We start from the raw sequence: 16,689 nt of genomic DNA, 5'->3' as shown, positions 1-16,689 counted from the left end.
CGCGGCAGCGACGGGGTGACAATGGTAGCCAATCACCCCGGCCAATGCCGCATGACCATGGTCATGCAACGCATTCGGTAGTGCCGGCCGCTGGCCGGCAACCTGCCGGAATCTGCGGGCGTGTGCCGTGTTGCCGGCCAGCGGCCGGCACTACCGTCAAACAATCAATGCACTTCGTCGTGATAGACGAACTTCGGCATTTCCCAGCGGTAGTGGATCGCCAGCAGGCGCAGCGCGAAGCCGCCGCCGAGGCAGCACAGGATCGCGGTGGCGTCGGCCACGCCCCAGTGCAGCAGCAACAGGTAGGCCGCGCCGGTCAGCAGCGCGATGATCGCGTACAGCTCCTTCTGGAAGATCAGCGGCACCTCGTTGCAGAGAATGTCGCGCAGCACGCCGCCGAAGGCGCCGGTCAGCATGCCGGCGATCAGCACGATCGGCATGGCATGGCCGGCCTCGCGCGCGATCGAGCAGCCGATCAGGGTGAAGGCGATCAGGCCCAGGCCATCGAGCACCAGGAAGGTGCGGCGGAAGTGGTGCATCCAGCGCGCCACCCAGGTGGCGATCAGCGCCGCGCACACGGTGAAGCCCAGGTACTCGGGATGCTTCACCCAGCCCAGCGGGTAGTGGCCGAGCAGGATGTCGCGCAGCGAACCGCCCCCGAGGGCGGTGACGCAGGCGATCATGACCACGCCGAACAGGTCCATGCGGCGACGGCCGGCGGACAGCGCGCCGGTCATGGCTTCGGCGGAAATGGCGATCAGGTAGATGATGGACAGCAGCATGGGACAGGCTCCGGGCGCGGTGGGGCCGGCCATGCGCGACTACCGCCACTGCCTGCGCAATGACGGGATGACGATGACCGGTGCCGCTCCCGCTGTCCTTTTGCCTGAGAGTTCAGCGGCGTTGGCCGCGTGCCCCTTCGGCGGATCGTCCCGGGCATGCCCGGTGACCTCTCTCCAGCTCGGCGAGTCGAATGCATGGTTGGTGGGATTCCAGCCCACCGGCCTGAGCGATCATGGGAGCCTGCGCCTTCGGCGGGCGCCAGCGCGGCGCCTCTCTCCTGCATTCGGGCGCCAGTATATCCGCTGCAGTGCAGCACGGCATAATCCGGGCATGGCCCCGTCCCTCCGCCCGTGGTTCCTGTACCTGCTCGAATGCCGCGATGGCAGCTACTACGCCGGCATCAGCACCGATGTGGAGGCGCGTTTCGCCGCCCACCAGGCCGGCAAGGGCGCGCGCTACACCCGGGCACGGCCGCCGCTGCGCGTGCTGGCCGTGCGCGAGTACCCGGACCGGGCCGCCGCCTCGCGGGCCGAGTGGCAACTCAAGCAGCAGCCGCGCGAACGCAAGCTGGCCTGGCTGCAGGAACCGGCCGAGACGCTTCTGTAGATCCACGCCATGCGTGGATGGGCCACTTGGCCCATGCCATGATCACCCCGCGCCCAGAGCTGGAGACCCGGATGTCCGCGATTGCCCTGCTGTTCGCTCTCTCCGCAGCAACAAGTCCCGCCGCCGACCCGGCCATGATCGCGGCCATCGAAGCCACCTGCCACGATTACGTCGATGGCCAGCTGGAGGCCGACCCGCAGCGCGTCGCCCGCTCCCTGCACCCGGACCTGGCCAAGCGCGCGGTCCTCGGCGATACACCGGACGAACGCCTGGGCCTGCGCCGCATGTCGAAGGAAGAGCTGGTCTCGTTGACGAAGCAGGGCGCGCTGAAGACCCCGAAGGATCAATGGGACCGCCGCTGCACGGTGCTGGACGTGACCGGCAACGCGGCCTCGGTACGGCTGGAAACGCCGTGGTTCGTCGACTACTTCCACATGGGCCGCTTCGATCAGCGCTGGGTCATCGTCAACGCGCTGTGGTACCCGAAGCCGAAGGCACCGTGAGCGACGCGTGCCACGAAGATCGCTTCGGTCGCCGGTCGTAGCGATCATCCATGCGCATGCAGTTGGGTGCGGGAGAAATGGGCTTGATGCTGTAGATCCGCGCCATGCGTGGATGACGCCACCGCGCTCAACTGTCCATTGAAACGCCAATCACTTCGTCGTCCTCATCGAGCTCGACACTCAGCACATATTGCGAGACATCGCCCGGCAGCGAAAAATCGATGTGCACCGATCCATCGTCTCCCCACGGTTCGCGCGGCTGCAGCAGGCCCAGCACCGCGCTGGCCGCCGGCGTGGGCGTGCCCAGGTGCGCGATCCAGTAGTCGGCTTCGATCTCATCCAGATGATGCTGGACGAACAGGTCGACGCTGTCGTCGCCTTCTTCGGTGCCCAGCAACTGTTCAAGGGCGGTGCGCGCACGCTTCTGTTGGTTGGTGGAGGTGGTCATGGCAGTCCTTTGAGTGGTGGTTGGAGACAGGGTTCAAACATCCACGCATGGCGTGGATCTACTTTCGCCGCCGGTCGTCCTGATCATCTCCAAAGATGATGCGCGCACTGCGCTGGTAGCTCCAGTACGCCACGGCCCAGTTCAGCAGCACCACGATGCGGTTGCGGAAGCCGATCAGGAAGAACACGTGCGCGGCCAGCCAGAACCACCAGGCCAGGATGCCCGACAACTGCAGCCGGCCCAGGTGCACGATGGCGGCCATGCGACCGATGGTGGCCAGGTTGCCGTAGTCGGCATACTTGAACGGGCCGGGCTCGGGCTTGCCGTGCAGGCGTGCGCGGATCACCTCGGCCACGTACTTGCCCATCTGCTTGGCAGCGGGTGCCACGCCGGGTACCGGCTTGCCGTCGGCCTGGCTCAGTGCGGCCAGGTCACCGGCCACGAACAGCTCCGGGTGATCGGGCAGGGTCAGGTCCGGTTGCACCTGCACGCGGCCGGCGCGATCCAGCGGCACGTCCAGCGTGCGCGCCAGCGGCGATGCGGCCACGCCGGCGGCCCAGACCACGGTGCGGGCCGGCACGAACTGCTCACCGAGCTTGAAGCCCTGGCTGTCGATGTCGCTCACCGGGGTACCGGTCAGCACTTCCACGCCCAGCTTTTCCAGCTGCCGGCGTGCCTTCAGCGAAAGCACTTCCGGGAACGAGGACAGCACGCGCGGGCCAGCCTCGACCAGCCGCACCTTGGCGCTGGCCGGATCGATGTGGCGGAATTCGTTGCGCAGCGTATGCCGCGCGATCTCGGCCAGGGTGCCGGCCAGTTCAACACCGGTGGGACCGCCGCCAACCACCGCGAAGCTCAGCCATGCCGCCTTCTTCGCCGGGTCCGGTTCGGCTTCGGCGCGCTCGAACGCCAGCAGCAGCTTGCGGCGCAGTGCGATGGCATCGTCCAGCGTCTTCAGGCCGGGGGCATCATCAGCCCACTGGTCGTTGCCGAAGTAGGCGTGGGTGGCGCCGGTGGCCAGCAGCAGGCTGTCGTAGTCCAGCGTGCTGCCATCGGCCATGCGGATCTGCCGGGCCTGCTTGTCGATGGTCACCACTTCGCCGAGGCGGACTTCCACATTGCGCTGGTGGCCGAGGATGTGGCGCAGCGGCGCGGCGATGTCCGGCGCGGACAGGCCGGCGGTGGCCACCTGGTACAGCAGCGGCTGGAACAGATGGTGGTTGCGGCGGTCGACCAGGGTGATGCGTATGCGCTCGCGGGCCAGGGCACGGGTGGCCCAGAGGCCGGCAAAACCGCCGCCGACAACAACCAGGTGGGGAACGCGCTCGCGACTCATCGACTCACTCCAGTGGGGGCATTGGGGGAAGCGCCTGGCATCTTCGCACGATGGCGCCCTGTCACGTCAGCGCCCGCATGGATCGGCGATACTCGGGTTCAGGCAACCGCCCGTGAGGAGCCCATGAGCGAACCGGAAAAGCGCATCGCCCTGTTGATCGACGCCGACAATGCGCCGGCCTCGAAGATCGACGAGGTCCTGGCTGAAGTCGCCCGCTACGGCGTGGCCAACGTGCGCCGCGCCTATGGCAACTGGAAGAGCCCGCGGTTGAAGGGTTGGGAGGCCGTGCTGCACGAATATGCGATCCGCCCGATCCAGCAGTTCGCCTACAGCAAGGGCAAGAATGCCTCGGACATGGCGATGGTGATCGATGCCATGGACCTGCTGTACGCGCGCAATCTCGATGGCTTCGCCATCGTGTCCAGCGATGCCGATTTCACCCCGATGGTGATGCGCCTGCTGACCGATGGCGTGAAGGTGTATGGCTTCGGCGAGAAGAAAACCCCGGAGCCGTTCGTCAACGCCTGCTCGAAGTTCACCTATCTGGAAGCGCTGGGCCAGACCCATGCCAGCGTGCCGGATACCGAACAGGCGTCCAGCGAACAGGCATCGAACGAACCTGTCGCCAATGATGATGCGCGGCCGCGCAAGAGTGGTGCGGAAATGCGCAGCGACACGCGGCTGGTGAAGATGCTGCGCCGCGCGGTGTCCGCGGCCGAGGGCGAGGATGGCTGGTCGCACCTCGGCCCGGTCGGCAGCCAGATCGGCAACCAGGCGTCGTTCGACCCGCGCAACTACGGCTACGGCAAGCTCAGTGACCTGCTGGCGGCGATCGGGCTGTTCGAGCTGAAGAAGGACGGCAAGTCGTCCTACGTCCGCGCGCTGCCAAAAAAGAACAGGTAGTTCCGGCCGCTGGCCAAGAAAGAACCGGTAGTGCCGGCCGCTGGCCGGCAAGCCCCAGATGCCAGATCCCGCATCCGGCACGCACATCTCCACTCCGATCAGGCGTATCGTTGCCGCTCGCATTGCCAGCAAGGAAAACCCGCATGTTGAAGATCTGGGGCCGCCGCAATTCCAGCAACGTTCGCAAGGTGCTGTGGTGCGCCGAGGAGATCGGCCTGCCGTATGAATCCATCGAAGTCGGTGGCAGCCACGGCGGCACGCAGACGCCGGAGTACCTGGCGATGAATCCCAACAGCCTGGTGCCGGTGATCGAAGACCATGGCCTGCCGCTGTGGGAATCGAATGCCATCGTGCGCTATCTGAGTGCGCGCTACGCGCTGGGCACGCTGTACGCCGAAGACCCGATGGAACGCGCCCAGGCCGAGAAGTGGATGGACTGGAGCACCTCGCGCATGGCGCCGCTGTACACCGACCTGATCTGGGGCATCATGCGCACCGCCCCGGCCGACCGTGACGAAGCGCGCATCAATGCCGCCATCGTGCGTGCCGGTGACTACCTGGCGATGGCCGATGCCACGTTGGCCAGACAGCCGTGGCTGTCGGGCGAGACGTTCGCGATGGGTGACATTCCGCTGGGCTCGCTGATCTACGCCTGGTTCGAACTGCCGATCCAGCGCCCGGAACTGCCGCACCTGGCCGATTGGTATGCGCGCCTGCGCGAGCGGCCGGCCTACCAGCGCGGCGTGATGTCGCCGCTGACGTAAGCGGTGGCGGTCGGGGTCAGAGCCCTTTTCTGCGAAAAGGGATCCGACCCCTCAGTACAGATCCGTCGGATCCACATCCAGCGACCAGCGCACCTTGCGGGCTTCCGGCAGCGCGTACAGCTGCGGCACCAATTGCGAAAGCACCCCATGCAACGGCGGCCGCTGCAGGGCAGACAGCAGCAGCTGCGTGCGCTGGTAGCCGGCACGCCGAGGCATCGGCGCCGGCATCGGCCCGTAGGCCTCGACCACATTCTGTTCCCCCAGCAGTTGCCGCGCGGCCAGCAGGAATGCATTGGCATGCTCCACCTGCTGCGCTTCGGCACGCATCAGCGCCAGATGCGCGAACGGCGGGAATCCGGCGGCCTGGCGCTGGTTCAATTCGGCCTGGGCGAATGGGTGGTAGCCACCGCTTACCAGGGTTTCCAGCAGCGGGTGCCCGGGGTGATGGGTCTGCAGCCAGACCTCGCCAGGATCACGCGCACGTCCCGCGCGTCCTGCGACCTGGATCAGCTGCTGCGCCAGTTTCTCGCTGGCGCGGAAGTCGGCGGAGAACAGACCTTCGTCGATGCCCACCACCACCACCAGGGTCAGCTTGGGCAGGTCGTGGCCCTTGGCCAGGATCTGTGTGCCCACCAGGATGCCGGGCTGGTCACCCAGCTTGGCGAGCTGTTGTTCCAGTGCATCGCGGCGCGAGGTGGTGCCGCGATCGATGCGCACCACCGGAAAGTCGGCGAAGGCGGCGGTGAGGTGCTCTTCCAGGCGTTCGGTGCCGATGCCCTGCGGTTGCAGCGCCAGGCTCCCGCACGCGGGGCACGCCAGCGGCGCCGGTTGCCGCGCGCCGCAGTGATGGCACTGCAGGCGACGGCCGCCGCCATGCACGGTCATCGGCGCATCGCAGCGCTGGCACGGCGCGGTCCAGCCGCAGTCGTGGCACAGCAGCACTGGTGCGTAGCCACGGCGGTTCTTGAACACCAGCACCTGCTGGCCCCGCTGCAGGTGCTCGCCGATGCCGGCCAGCACATCGGCCGAGAGGCCATCGTGCAATGGCCGCTTGCGCACATCGAGGATGCGCACGCGCGGTGGCCGTGCATCGCCGGCACGCTGCTTCAGGCGCAGGTGGGTGTAGCGCCCGGCGTAGGCGTTGTGCAGGGTTTCCAGCGAGGGCGTGGCACTGCCGAGCAGCACCGGAATGCCGAGCGCCTTGGCCCGGACCAGGGCGAAATCGCGCGCGTGGTAACGGATGCCGTCCTGCTGCTTGTAGCTGCCATCGTGTTCCTCGTCGACGATCAGCAGGCCGGCCTGGGGAAGGGGCGTGAACACCGCCGAGCGGGTGCCGACGATGACCCGTGCCTCGCCACGCGAAGCCGCCGCCCAGACGCGCGCGCGCTCGTTGTCGTTCAACCCGGAGTGCAGCGCGTGCACGGCGATGCCGAGGCGGCCGCGGAAGCGTGCCAGGGTCTGCGGGGTCAGGCCGATTTCCGGCACCAGCACCAACGCCTGCCTGCCCTGCGCCAGGCAATGGATGATCGCCTGCAGGTAGACCTCGGTCTTGCCGCTGCCGGTCACGCCATCCAGCAGGAAGGGCTGGAAGCCGTCGGCGGCGTTGATCGCGGCCACCGCCTCGGCCTGGTCCGGGTTGAGCGCGGGGCCGGGCAGCGGCTGCGCATGCTGCGGTGCCACCGTCATCGCCACGCGCTCGGCCAGCGCGCGCTTGGCCAGGCTGCGCGCGGCGGTGCGCCAGTCCTCCATGCGTTCGCCCAGTACATCCTCATCCACCACGGCGTCGGCCAGCAGTTCGGCCAACTGCCGCGGGCGGCTGCCGGCGCGCAGCGTCCCGCGCTGGGCATGGCCCTCCGCAGTCAGCTGCCAGCCCCAGTGATGGGTGTCGGGCAGGGCGTCGCCATGGCGCAGTGGACCGGGCAGGGCGGTACTCAGTACTTCGCCCAGGGGGGCGTGGGTATAGCGCGCCAGCCACTGCAGGCTCTGCCACAGTTCACCCTGCAGCAGCGGTTGCGGGTCGCACCAGGCTAGGGCCTGGCGCAGTCCCTGGCCGTCGTCGGTCTGGCCGAGGCCGACCACCACGCCGACCAGCTCGCGGTTGCCGAACGGCACCTTCACACGGCAGCCGACCACAACCGTGGGGGCCTCGCCCTCCGGCGACAGGTAGTCGAACAGGCGGGGCAGGGGGACGGGCAGGGCGACCTGCAGGGTCGGAATCGGTGAAAGCATCGGGCCAGTGTAACGGCCCATGCGGGCGCGAATGGCGGGCGCGGGTGTAGCCGGGCGACGCCCGTTGAATCATAAATGTCACCTAAATATCGGTGTCCATTGGAGATTCAGTCTTATCCACATGTTCTGTGGATAACGTTGTGCGTTAACCGGCAGCGGAAACGCAGAAGGCCGATGGCGACGGCCTCACACTCGGGTTGGTCAAAAAATCGCCACATAGTAAAAACATTCAAAATCAACAACTTAAGTGTGAAACAATGCTGAAACAGAGTGAATTCAGCTGGATGCCCCAGTTTTCCGCAGCGGGGCCTTGGTGCTGTGCACAACCTGCAGCACGAAGTGCCTGCGGGCGCAAGTCCTACGGGCGCCGATGGCCTGCCGCTATCATGCCGGCAGACCTTTGGAGTGACCGATGACGGCTGTGCCCGCCCCTGTTTCCTCGACCGCGGCCGGCGCGCTGTCGGCGTTCCTGCGTGGCGTCGAGCGCCGTGCCCTGGTGGTGGCTGAACTGCAGTGCGGCGATGCTGCCCGTGCCGAACAGACCCTGGTGGCGGTGATGCGCGCGTTTGCGGCGGTTGCCAGCGACCTGCCGATGGCGCAGTGGCCGACCCGCTTCTGGACCCTGCTGGGCCAGCGCCAGGTACTGCGCGAACCGGTGGGCGGCCAATGGGCGCCGCCGTTGGCTGCGCTGGGCGAGATGGGATCGATGCCGCGCCTGGCGCTGTTGCTGCGGGTGGGCGGCAGCCTGGACGAAGGCATCGCCATGCGCGTGCTCGACCAGGACGAGGCCAGCTACCAGCGCTTGTTGGCCGATGCCTGCCCGCGCGATGCGCACGGCCAGCCCGATGCATCGGCCTGGCGCCAGCTTGCCGAGCAGGTGCAGCTGCGCATCCGCGATCTGCCGGCCAAGCGCCTGCAGCAGCTGCAGCAACCGGCTGCCCCGGCTGCCAACAATGAACCCCCGACCTCCAGCTGGCGTGCACCGCAGCGGGACGAGCGTGCGGCTGCCAGCGGCAAGCGCCGCCGTACGAATGCCAAGCCACGCTGGCGCGGTCCGCTGATCCTGCTGGTGACGGTGGCGGTGCTGTTGGCCGCGGCGCTGGGCTGGCGCTATTGGCAGGGGCATTCGTTCGGCAGCAATGCTCCGCTGCCGGAAGGCGTGGTCGGTGAAGCGGGTCCGGTCACGGTGGAAGCACTGCCGCCGAGCACGGTCAGCGCTGCGCCGGATGCGGCCCCGGCCCAGGCCACGGACGACGCTGTGATGCTGGCCGACCGCGACTACCCGCTGGTGGCCGATGCCGATCTGTATGCGTGGACCGCCGCGGGCGGCCCGCTGCCGGTGGACGAGTCGCAATCCAAGCCGAGCCGGCCGGAGCCGGCCAGCGCCACGCTGGAGACCGCTGCTGCCGATGAATAAGACCGTATTCCCCAGCCTGTTGCTGGCCTTGCCGTTGTCGCTGTCCGCCGCGCCGCAGACCTTGAACGTACCGCTGCCGCCGCCAGTGCCGGGCAGTTCATCGGCGGCCCCGGCCCCGGCCCCGGCCATCACAAGTACGACGCCCGCTGCGTTTAGCCAGTTCGATGCCCAGCAGCAGCGCCAGCGCCGCGCCGACTACGCCGCATGGCAGGCATTGCCGGAAGGCGAGCGTGAGCGCATCCGCCAGGCCGCGGCGCGCTTCAATGCGCTGCCGGCTGATCAACAGCAACGTATGCGCCAGCAGTTCGAGGCGCAGGACCAGGCGTTCCGCGAAGGCTGGCGGCTGGGCCCGCAGCTGGGCCTGGAATTCCCCAAGCTGCACGGCCTGTTCGGGTTCGTGCCGCCGGAACAGCGCGAGGCCGCGCTGGCCGTGCTGCGCCAGCTCAGCCCGGCGCAGCTGGCCCAGCTCACCCTGGTCGCGCAGCGCACCCCGCCGCAGGAGCGCGACAAAGTACGCGGCGCGTTCCTCGCGGTGCCACCCGCCGAGCGCGACACCTGGCTCAAGCGCCAGGCGGGTCAGTAAACAAAGGGGACGGAGGGGATTAAGTCGTACTCGGCACAGTCGGGCTTGAAACGACTTAATCCCCTCCGTCCCCTTTTTCTGTTCGTAACGTGATCGCAACGCGTGATGCCGGGGCCTGCTGAAACCCAGCATTCACGCCATGTCATGGGAATGCGCACGCCGCACGCGTAAGATGGCGGCCCGCAACCCGGTGCCTGTGCCCTTCGCGCGCAACCGTAGTTCGCGTCAAGCACCTTATGTCTACTGCAACCTCCACGCCGCGCTTCAGCAAGGAAGTCGGCGCTACCGGTCTGCTCGCCCTGCCGCTTGTGCTCGGGCATGTGTCCACCGGTCTGATCTCCTTCGTCGACAACGTGATTGCCGGCCACCACGCCACGGCGACCCTGGCCGCGGTGACCATCGGCACCGCCCTGCTGTGGCTGCCGATGCTGATCCCGATCGGCACCCTGATCTCGCTCACCGCCTCGGTGTCGCAGCTGCATGGCGCCGGCCGCGAGCGCGAGATCGGTCCGCTGTTCCGCCAGGCACTGTGGCTGGCGCTGGGCCTGGGCCTGATCATGTTCACCTTCCTCACCGTGGTGCCGCCGCTGCTGCCGGCCTTCGGCATCGCGCCGGACATCGTGCCGGGGGCCACCGCATTCCTGCACGCGGTGCGCTGGGGCGGCCCGGCGCTGACCCTGTATTTCTGCATGCGCTATCTCAGCGAGGGCATGCACTGGACGCTGCCGACCATGCTGCTCGGCTTCGGCGGCCTGCTGGTGCTGGCACCGATGGGCTATGTGCTGGCCAACGGCAAGCTCGGCTTCCCGGAAATGGGCGCCGAAGGCCTGGGCATCGCTTCGGCGGTGATGATGTGGCTGCAGGCGATCGCGTTCGCCACCTACCTGTGGTTCACCAAGCGCTTCGCCCACCTGCAGCTGTTCTCGCACTTCGAAGGACCGCGCTGGAAGGCGATCTGGGACCTGCTGCGCACCGGCCTGCCGATCGGCATCACCGTGCTGATGGAAGGCGGCCTGTTCATCGTCACCGCGCTGCTGATCGGCCGCCTCGGTGCCAATGAAGCGGCCGCGCACCAGATCGCGATCAACGTCGCCCAGCTGTGCTTCATGATCCCGATGGGCGTGGCCGAGGCCACCACCGTGCGCGTCGGCCATGCGGTTGGCCGTGGCGATGGCTTCGGCGTACGGCGTGCGGCCTGGGCCGGCTACGCGATCATCATGGGTACGCAGACGCTGTCGGCGGCAGTGCTGCTGTTCGGCCACGATGCCATCGTCGGCGTCTACACCAACGACCTGGCGGTGGCCGGCCTGGCCTCGACCCTGCTGCTGTACGCGGCCACCTTCCAGTTCCCGGATGGCATCCAGGTACTGTCGGCCGGCGCGCTGCGCGGCCTGAAGGACACCCGCGTGCCGATGTTCATCGCCATGTTCGCGTACTGGGGCCTGGGCATGCCGCTCGGCGCCGGGCTCGGCCTGGGGTTGGGCATGGGGCCGCAGGGCATGTGGATCGGCCTGATCGTCGGCCTGACCGCCGCCGCCATCCTGATGGGCTGGCGCCTGCGCCGCAGCAGCCTGCGCATCGGCCAGTCCGCGCTGTCCTGACCTCCCGCCCGCCACGATGATCCGTGGCGGGCGATCCCCTGACTTGTGTCCGATGCCGCATCACGCGGCACCGGCTATGCTGGCACCACGGCAAGAAGCCATCCGGAGCGTTCCATGAATCAACCCGTGCCCCCGCTGCCCCCGGCGCGTCGCAACCCCGTCGCCAGTTTCTTCATCGGGCTGTGGGACGTCATGAACTTCACCCGCCGGTTGATCCTCAACCTGGTGTTCTTCGGCCTGCTGTTCCTGCTGCTGGTGATGTTCGTCATCGCCGCCGGCATGGGCGCCGGTGCCAGCAAGTCGCTGCAGGACCGCACCACCCTGGTGATCGCGCCGGAGGGCCGCCTGGTCGAGCAGTTCAGCGCCGATCCGGTCAGCCGCGCGCTGGCCAAGGCGGTGGGCGACAACGGCGCCGAGGAGATCCAGCTGCGCGACCTGCTGCGGGTGATCGAGTCGGCCAAGGAAGACAAGAAGATCGAGCGCGTGGTGCTGGAGCTGGACAAGCTGCAGCCGTCGGGCTTCGCTTCGCTGCGTGAAGTGGCCACCGCGCTGCAGGACCTGCGTGCCTCCGGCAAGCAGCTGGTGGCCTACAGCGAGAGCATGGGCCAGTCGCAGTACCTGCTGGCCGCACAGGCCGACGAGGTCTACCTGGACCCGATGGGGTCGGTGGTGCTCGAGGGCCTGGGCCGCTACCGCCAGTACTTCCGCACCGGCCTGCAGGACAAGCTGGGCGTGGACGTGCACCTGTTCAAGGTGGGCGAGTACAAGTCCGCGGCCGAGCCGTACGTGCTCGACGCCGCCTCGCCGGCCTCCAAGGAAGCCGACCTGTTCTGGATGAACGACGTGTGGCAGCGCTACCTGGCGGACATCGCCAAGGCGCGTCGCCTGGACCCGGCACAGCTGGCCGCCGGCATCGACACGCTGCCGGAAGGCATTGCTGCCGCCGGTGGCGACCTGGCCAAGTTTGCGCTGCAGCAGAAGCTGGTGACCGCGCTGAAGACCCGCGAGGAATTCGAGGATCTGATGATCGAGCGCGGCGTGGCCGACGACGATGCCGACGGTGGTTTCCGCAACGTCGACTTCGGCACCTACCTGGGCCAGCTCGATGCGCGCCGCAACCCGGTGGACTCGCGTCCGCAGGTGGCCGTGGTGGTGGCGGAAGGCGAGATCAGCGGCGGCGACCTGCCGGCCGGCCGCATCGGTGGCGAGTCGACCTCGGCACTGCTGCGTGCCGCGCGTGACGACGAGAACGTGAAGGCGGTGGTGCTGCGCGTGGATTCGCCGGGTGGTGAAGTGTTCGCCTCCGAGCAGATCCGCCGCGAAGTGGTGGCCCTGCAGGCCGCCGGCAAGCCGGTGGTGGTGTCGATGGGCGATCTGGCCGCTTCCGGTGGCTACTGGATCAGCATGAACGCCGATCGCATCTACGCCGATCCGTCGACCATCACCGGTTCGATCGGCATCTTCGGCATGGTCCCGAACTTCAGCCGCGCGCTGGACAAGATCGGTGTGCATACCGACGGTGTCGGTACCACCCGCTTCGCCGGTGCCTTCGATGTCACCCGCCCGATGGATCCGGCCGTGGGCCAGGTCATCCAGACGGTGATCAACAAGGGTTACGCCGACTTCACCGGTCGCGTCGCCGACGCCCGCAAGAAGCCGATCGAGGCGGTGGACGAGGTGGCCCGCGGCCGCGTGTGGAGCGGTGCACAGGCCAAGGAACGCGGCCTGGTCGACGCCTTCGGTGGCCTGAAGGATGCCGTGGCCGACGCCGCCAGCCGCGCCAAGCTGGGCAAGGCCGATGCCTACCGTGTGCGTTACATCGAGAAGGCGGCGACGCCGTTCGCGCAGTTCGTCAGCGGTTTCGCCGGCAGCCGCGCCGGTGCCTGGATGCTGTCCGACTCGGGCATGGCGCGGATGATGCTGGCACGCACGATGCCGGAAGTGGATACGCAGCTGCGTTTCGTCGAGAACGCGGCCCGCGAGAAGGGCAACGGCACGCCGGTGAAGGCGCTGGCGTACTGCTTCTGCGGGTTCTGATCGGCAACGGTGACGAATGAAAACGCCCGGCCCTGGCCGGGCGTTTTCGTTGGTGGGGTCGGATCCCTCTGCCCCGCAAAGGGCTCTGACCCCACAGGTCACTGCGTTGCGTCGGCCTCTGCCTTGCGCTCACGCGCGGCAGCATCGTCCACGGTTTTCTGCACGTCCTTGGCGCGGTCCAGCGGCTCATGCATCGCGCGCGCCATCGCCTGCGGTGCTGGCGGCTTCTCCGGGTTCGGTGTCGGCGGCCGCTGGCAGGCCGCCAGCAGCACGCTGGCCAGCAGGGGCATGGACAGGATCAGGATGCGCATGGCGGCTCTCCGCAGTGGGCGTACCGGCAGTGTCGCATCCTCGGCAGGGGGCGGCCGTGAGCGCGTATCCTTGCCGCATCGAAACACAGCGGGCGCGGCCCGGGAGAACACATGACCCAGCAACGGTGGCGCCTGGACGGCCAGACCGCCCTGATCACCGGCGCCAGCGCCGGCATTGGCCTGGCCATCGCGCATGAACTGGCTGGCTTCGGCGCCGATCTGATGATCGTCGGCCGTGATATCGACATGCTGGAGACCGCGCGCGACGAACTGCTGGACGTGTATCCGCAGATGCAGGTGCATGCGCTGGCCGCCGATGTCTCAGACGACGAGGACCGCCGCCAGATCCTGGACTGGGTGGAGGATCATAGTGATGGCCTGCACATCCTGGTCAACAACGCGGGTGGCAATGTCACCAAGGCGGCGACGGAATACTCCGAGGATGAATGGCGCAGGATCTTCGAGACCAACCTGTTCTCGGCCTTCGAGCTGTCGCGCTACGCGCATCCGCTGCTGGCCCGGCACGCCTCGTCGTCGATCGTCAATGTCGGCAGCGTGTCCGGTCTGACCCATGTGCGCAGCGGCGTGGTCTACGGCATGACCAAGGCCGCGATGCACCAGATGACCCGCAACCTGGCCGTCGAGTGGGCCGAGGATGGCATCCGGGTCAACGCGGTGGCGCCCTGGTACATCCGGACGCGGCGCACGTCCGGTCCGCTGTCGGACCCGGATTACTACGAGGAAGTGATCAACCGCACGCCGATGCGCCGCATCGGCGAGCCGGAGGAAGTGGCCGCAGCCGTGGGCTTCCTGTGCCTGCCGGCGGCCGGCTATGTGACCGGCGAGTGCATCGCGGTGGATGGTGGTTTCCTGCGCTACGGGTTCTGATCTTTCAGCAGGTAGTGCCGGCCGCTGGCCGGCAACTGCACTCATCTGAAGATCCTGTGGTTGCCGGCCAGCGGCCGGCACTACCGGGTGGCCGTCACCCTGGCACCGGGCAGTTGCTGGCCTCCAGCACGCCCTGCAGCCGCTCGCGTTCACTGCGTGCGGCATCGCGGTTCTCCGGGGCGGCGAAGCGCTCACGGCCGCGTGCATCGCGGAAGCGCTGCTGCCAGCTGCCGCAGCGCTGCGTTTCGGGCAGTTCCTCGCAGCGGTCGCGTACCACCTCGCAGCTGGCCGCATTCACCGGCGTGACGCCGCCCAGACCCTGCACCGTCATCAGTTCGCAGCGGCCGGGTGCAGGCTCGTATTCGTGCAGGTAGCCACTGCCCTGGCTGTCGGTGCACTGGAAGATCGGCGGCAGTGGCGGCTTCGGTGGTCCGTCGCCGGCGGCGGCGCGGGCGTCGGCATCGCGCCGCAGCGTCGCGCTGTCGAGGATCTGATTCTCGCCCTCGCGTTCAACCATGCCTGCTTCCATGATCGTGCGCCCTTGGTCCGCGCGCCGTGGCGCCGATGTGGCCGCCGTGCCGGGCGCGGGTTCGGTCACTGCCGGAACCCGAGGGGAAACAGGAGCCGGCGCTGATGAGGGCTCGACCGCGGCAGGTTGCGGACTGGACGGGGCGGGCACGCGCAGCACCTGTTGCTTGCTGCCGGACGGGCACGGCGTGCGCTGCAGGGTAGGGACGTCACTACTGCTGGAGGTACAGCGGTAGATCACACCCTCTTCGGCCAATGCGCTTCCGGGCAGCAGCACCAGGAGCAGCCAGATCACTCTGTTCATGCGCACAGCGTACAGCCTGCGACGGAGCGCTGCGCTCAGCGCTCGCAGTCGCGCGACAGGCGTGCGTCGATGCCGCGCTGTTCGTTGCTGATGGCCGTGCGTTCGCTCTGCAGTGCGCTGTTGTAGCGCCGGTCCAGTTCCCAGCGGCGGTCGCGCAGGCGTGCACAGACTTCCTGCGGCGGCAATGCATGGCAGCTGTCGCGGACCAGCACGCTGCCGGCTGGAACCTGCACACCCACGCCCACCGACGGCGGGCGATAGCCCGCACCTTCGCCGATGGGGGTACCGGCCGGCGTGCCGATGGCCGGGCGTGGTCCGGGGTAGGCTGGACCACGATGGCCGTGTGGCAGCCAGACACTGGTCCACAGCGGTACCCAGCGTGGATTGCCTTCGTTGTTGTCGCTGGTATAGCGCCGGCCGTCCTCGCTCACGCATTCGTACATCGGCTGCGGCGGCTGGATGTAGACGTGGCGGACTTCGCGCTCGCGGATGACCGGCGTTTCGCTGGGCGGCGGGGGCGTGGCATCACTGCGCACCACGCGCGGGGCGGGAGCGCGCGGGCGCTGCAGGTCGCGTACTTCCTGGTGGCCACTGTTGCACGGCCTGTCCTGCAGGGCGACGGCACCGTTGCTGGCAACGCAGCGGTAGACACGCACGTCCTCGGCCTCGGCGGCGGGTGCCGTCCACGGCAGCAGCAGGCACAGGCTGAGGGTGGCGCGCAGCAGGGTCATGGCGGCAGGGTGCGTGATTGTCCGCGGCAGCGCAATCGCCGGCTCAGGAGCGCAGCACGTTGCCGCTGAGCGCGTCGCGGATCGGGGTGGGCTGGGCCAGGCCGCCGGTCTGTCCATCGAGGATGCCATCGAGCAGGCGCAGCAGGCGCGGATCCAGCTCTTCGCGGCTGCGGGCTGGTGGCTCGCCGGCCAGGTTGGCGCTGGTGGAGACCAGCGGGCCGCCCCAGGCGCGGCAGAGTTCGGCCACCAGCGGGTGCGCGCTGATGCGCACCGCGATACCGCTGTGTTCGCCGGTGACCCAGGGTTGCGCGCGCGGGCCGGCAGGCAGGATCCAGGTGTTGGCACCGGGCCAGCTGGCCAGCACCGCGCGCTGGCGGGCGTCGGGCAGCGCCTGCAGGCGCACCCAGCCTTCCAGCTGCGCCAACTCGGCGGCGACTAGGATCATGCCCTTCTCGATCGGGCGTTGCTTCAGCCGCAGCACCATGTGCACGGCGGCTTCGTGCGAAGGATCGCAGCCCAGGCCCCAGACCGCTTCGGTGGGGTAGGCGATCACGCCGCCCGCGCGGAGCGTGGCGACAGCAGAGTCGAGGGTGAGTTCTTTCATGGCGGCGACCGGCCCGGCGTGGGCCTTCATTATCCCCCCGCTGCGTGCAGATGGGGTGGACCCTGGCACCCGGTAGTGCCGGTCGCTGGCCGGCATCTGATGCTTATGGAGGG

At 68.3% G+C, this 16,689-nt stretch carries 17 protein-coding genes and 2 riboswitches; of the genes, 9 read left to right on the top strand and 8 right to left on the bottom strand.

The features are described 5' to 3' along the window. Window positions 1-164: 164 nt before the first annotated feature. On the bottom strand, window positions 165-782 hold the full coding sequence (locus tag D5301_RS02100; protein WP_005411215.1) for a trimeric intracellular cation channel family protein: 618 nt from the start codon (window positions 780-782) through the stop codon (window positions 165-167). Between the two features lie 84 nt (window positions 783-866). Beyond that, window positions 867-970: riboswitch (glycine riboswitch) on the bottom strand. 13 nt (window positions 971-983) lie between these two features. Next, window positions 984-1,073: riboswitch (glycine riboswitch) on the bottom strand. A gap of 40 nt (window positions 1,074-1,113) precedes the next feature. On the opposite strand from D5301_RS02100, the gene D5301_RS02095 reads away from it, so the two are divergent. Together D5301_RS02095 and D5301_RS02090 are read left to right on the top strand one after the other, a co-directional pair. Beyond that, on the top strand, window positions 1,114-1,389 hold the full coding sequence (locus D5301_RS02095) for a GIY-YIG nuclease family protein (protein ID WP_153854631.1): 276 nt from the start codon (window positions 1,114-1,116) through the stop codon (window positions 1,387-1,389). Window positions 1,390-1,460: 71 nt separating this feature from the next. After that, window positions 1,461-1,892 (top strand): nuclear transport factor 2 family protein, encoded by a 432-nt coding sequence (locus D5301_RS02090; RefSeq protein ID WP_153854630.1) that lies wholly within the window; start codon window positions 1,461-1,463, stop codon window positions 1,890-1,892. 127 nt (window positions 1,893-2,019) lie between these two features. Here D5301_RS02090 and D5301_RS02085 read toward each other — a convergent pair whose 3' ends face one another. After that, window positions 2,020-2,340, bottom strand: coding sequence for a DUF2004 domain-containing protein (locus tag D5301_RS02085; protein WP_153854629.1), 321 nt, complete (start codon window positions 2,338-2,340; stop codon window positions 2,020-2,022). Window positions 2,341-2,398: 58 nt separating this feature from the next. Next, entirely contained in the window at window positions 2,399-3,676 is a 1,278-nt protein-coding gene (locus D5301_RS02080; RefSeq protein ID WP_153854628.1) for an NAD(P)/FAD-dependent oxidoreductase, read from the bottom strand. 123 nt (window positions 3,677-3,799) lie between these two features. Between D5301_RS02080 and D5301_RS02075 the strand changes: the two genes are divergently transcribed. Both D5301_RS02075 and D5301_RS02070 read left to right on the top strand, forming a co-directional pair. Next, window positions 3,800-4,579 (top strand): NYN domain-containing protein, encoded by a 780-nt coding sequence (locus tag D5301_RS02075; RefSeq protein WP_005411210.1) that lies wholly within the window; start codon window positions 3,800-3,802, stop codon window positions 4,577-4,579. A gap of 143 nt (window positions 4,580-4,722) precedes the next feature. Beyond that, a complete protein-coding gene (locus tag D5301_RS02070; protein WP_032129683.1) occupies window positions 4,723-5,343 on the top strand; it encodes a glutathione S-transferase in 621 nt (206 codons plus the stop codon). 51 nt (window positions 5,344-5,394) lie between these two features. Here D5301_RS02070 and D5301_RS02065 read toward each other — a convergent pair whose 3' ends face one another. Further along, window positions 5,395-7,572 (bottom strand): primosomal protein N', encoded by a 2,178-nt coding sequence (locus D5301_RS02065; protein ID WP_153854855.1) that lies wholly within the window; start codon window positions 7,570-7,572, stop codon window positions 5,395-5,397. 412 nt (window positions 7,573-7,984) lie between these two features. Between D5301_RS02065 and D5301_RS02060 the strand changes: the two genes are divergently transcribed. The 4 genes from D5301_RS02060 to sppA all read left to right on the top strand — a co-directional run bounded on the left by D5301_RS02060 (window position 7,985) and on the right by sppA (window position 13,210). Beyond that, complete coding sequence (locus D5301_RS02060; protein ID WP_153854627.1) at window positions 7,985-8,989, top strand: hypothetical protein; 1,005 nt, start codon at window positions 7,985-7,987, stop codon at window positions 8,987-8,989. Then, a complete protein-coding gene (locus D5301_RS02055; protein WP_153854626.1) occupies window positions 8,982-9,572 on the top strand; it encodes a DUF3106 domain-containing protein in 591 nt (196 codons plus the stop codon). The genes D5301_RS02060 and D5301_RS02055 overlap by 8 nt, the downstream gene beginning before the upstream one ends. Window positions 9,573-9,808: 236 nt before the next feature. Then, window positions 9,809-11,173 carry an MATE family efflux transporter gene (locus D5301_RS02050; protein WP_110713888.1) on the top strand — a complete coding sequence of 455 codons (1,365 nt, stop codon included), beginning with the start codon at window positions 9,809-9,811 and terminating at the stop codon, window positions 11,171-11,173. A 114-nt stretch (window positions 11,174-11,287) separates the two neighbouring features. After that, window positions 11,288-13,210 (top strand): signal peptide peptidase SppA, encoded by a 1,923-nt coding sequence (gene sppA, locus D5301_RS02045; RefSeq protein ID WP_153854625.1) that lies wholly within the window; start codon window positions 11,288-11,290, stop codon window positions 13,208-13,210. 98 nt (window positions 13,211-13,308) lie between these two features. Here the strand turns inward: sppA and D5301_RS02040 are convergent, their stop codons facing one another. Continuing rightward, complete coding sequence (locus D5301_RS02040; RefSeq protein WP_153854624.1) at window positions 13,309-13,521, bottom strand: hypothetical protein; 213 nt, start codon at window positions 13,519-13,521, stop codon at window positions 13,309-13,311. Window positions 13,522-13,632: 111 nt separating this feature from the next. On the opposite strand from D5301_RS02040, the gene D5301_RS02035 reads away from it, so the two are divergent. Further along, window positions 13,633-14,409, top strand: coding sequence for an SDR family oxidoreductase (locus D5301_RS02035; RefSeq protein ID WP_110713885.1), 777 nt, complete (start codon window positions 13,633-13,635; stop codon window positions 14,407-14,409). A 94-nt stretch (window positions 14,410-14,503) separates the two neighbouring features. Here D5301_RS02035 and D5301_RS02030 read toward each other — a convergent pair whose 3' ends face one another. From D5301_RS02030 to D5301_RS02020, 3 genes are read right to left on the bottom strand one after another with little or no spacing between them, the layout of a single operon-like run. Next, window positions 14,504-15,241, bottom strand: a complete 738-nt coding sequence (locus D5301_RS02030; protein WP_153854623.1) for a hypothetical protein — start codon at window positions 15,239-15,241, stop codon at window positions 14,504-14,506. Window positions 15,242-15,276: 35 nt separating this feature from the next. Next, the gene (locus tag D5301_RS02025) at window positions 15,277-15,972 is read right to left on the bottom strand and encodes a DUF4124 domain-containing protein (RefSeq protein ID WP_153854622.1); all 696 of its coding nucleotides are present in this window, start codon (window positions 15,970-15,972) and stop codon (window positions 15,277-15,279) included. 43 nt (window positions 15,973-16,015) lie between these two features. Further along, window positions 16,016-16,606 (bottom strand): Sua5/YciO/YrdC/YwlC family protein, encoded by a 591-nt coding sequence (locus tag D5301_RS02020; protein WP_019338925.1) that lies wholly within the window; start codon window positions 16,604-16,606, stop codon window positions 16,016-16,018. Window positions 16,607-16,689: the final 83 nt, after the last annotated feature.

Source organism: Stenotrophomonas sp. MH181796 (genome assembly GCF_009659995.1).
GTDB classification, from domain to species: domain Bacteria; phylum Pseudomonadota; class Gammaproteobacteria; order Xanthomonadales; family Xanthomonadaceae; genus Stenotrophomonas; species Stenotrophomonas riyadhensis.
The sequence above is the reverse complement of the archived record's forward strand: the minus strand, read 5'-3'. Positions and strand labels throughout refer to the sequence as shown.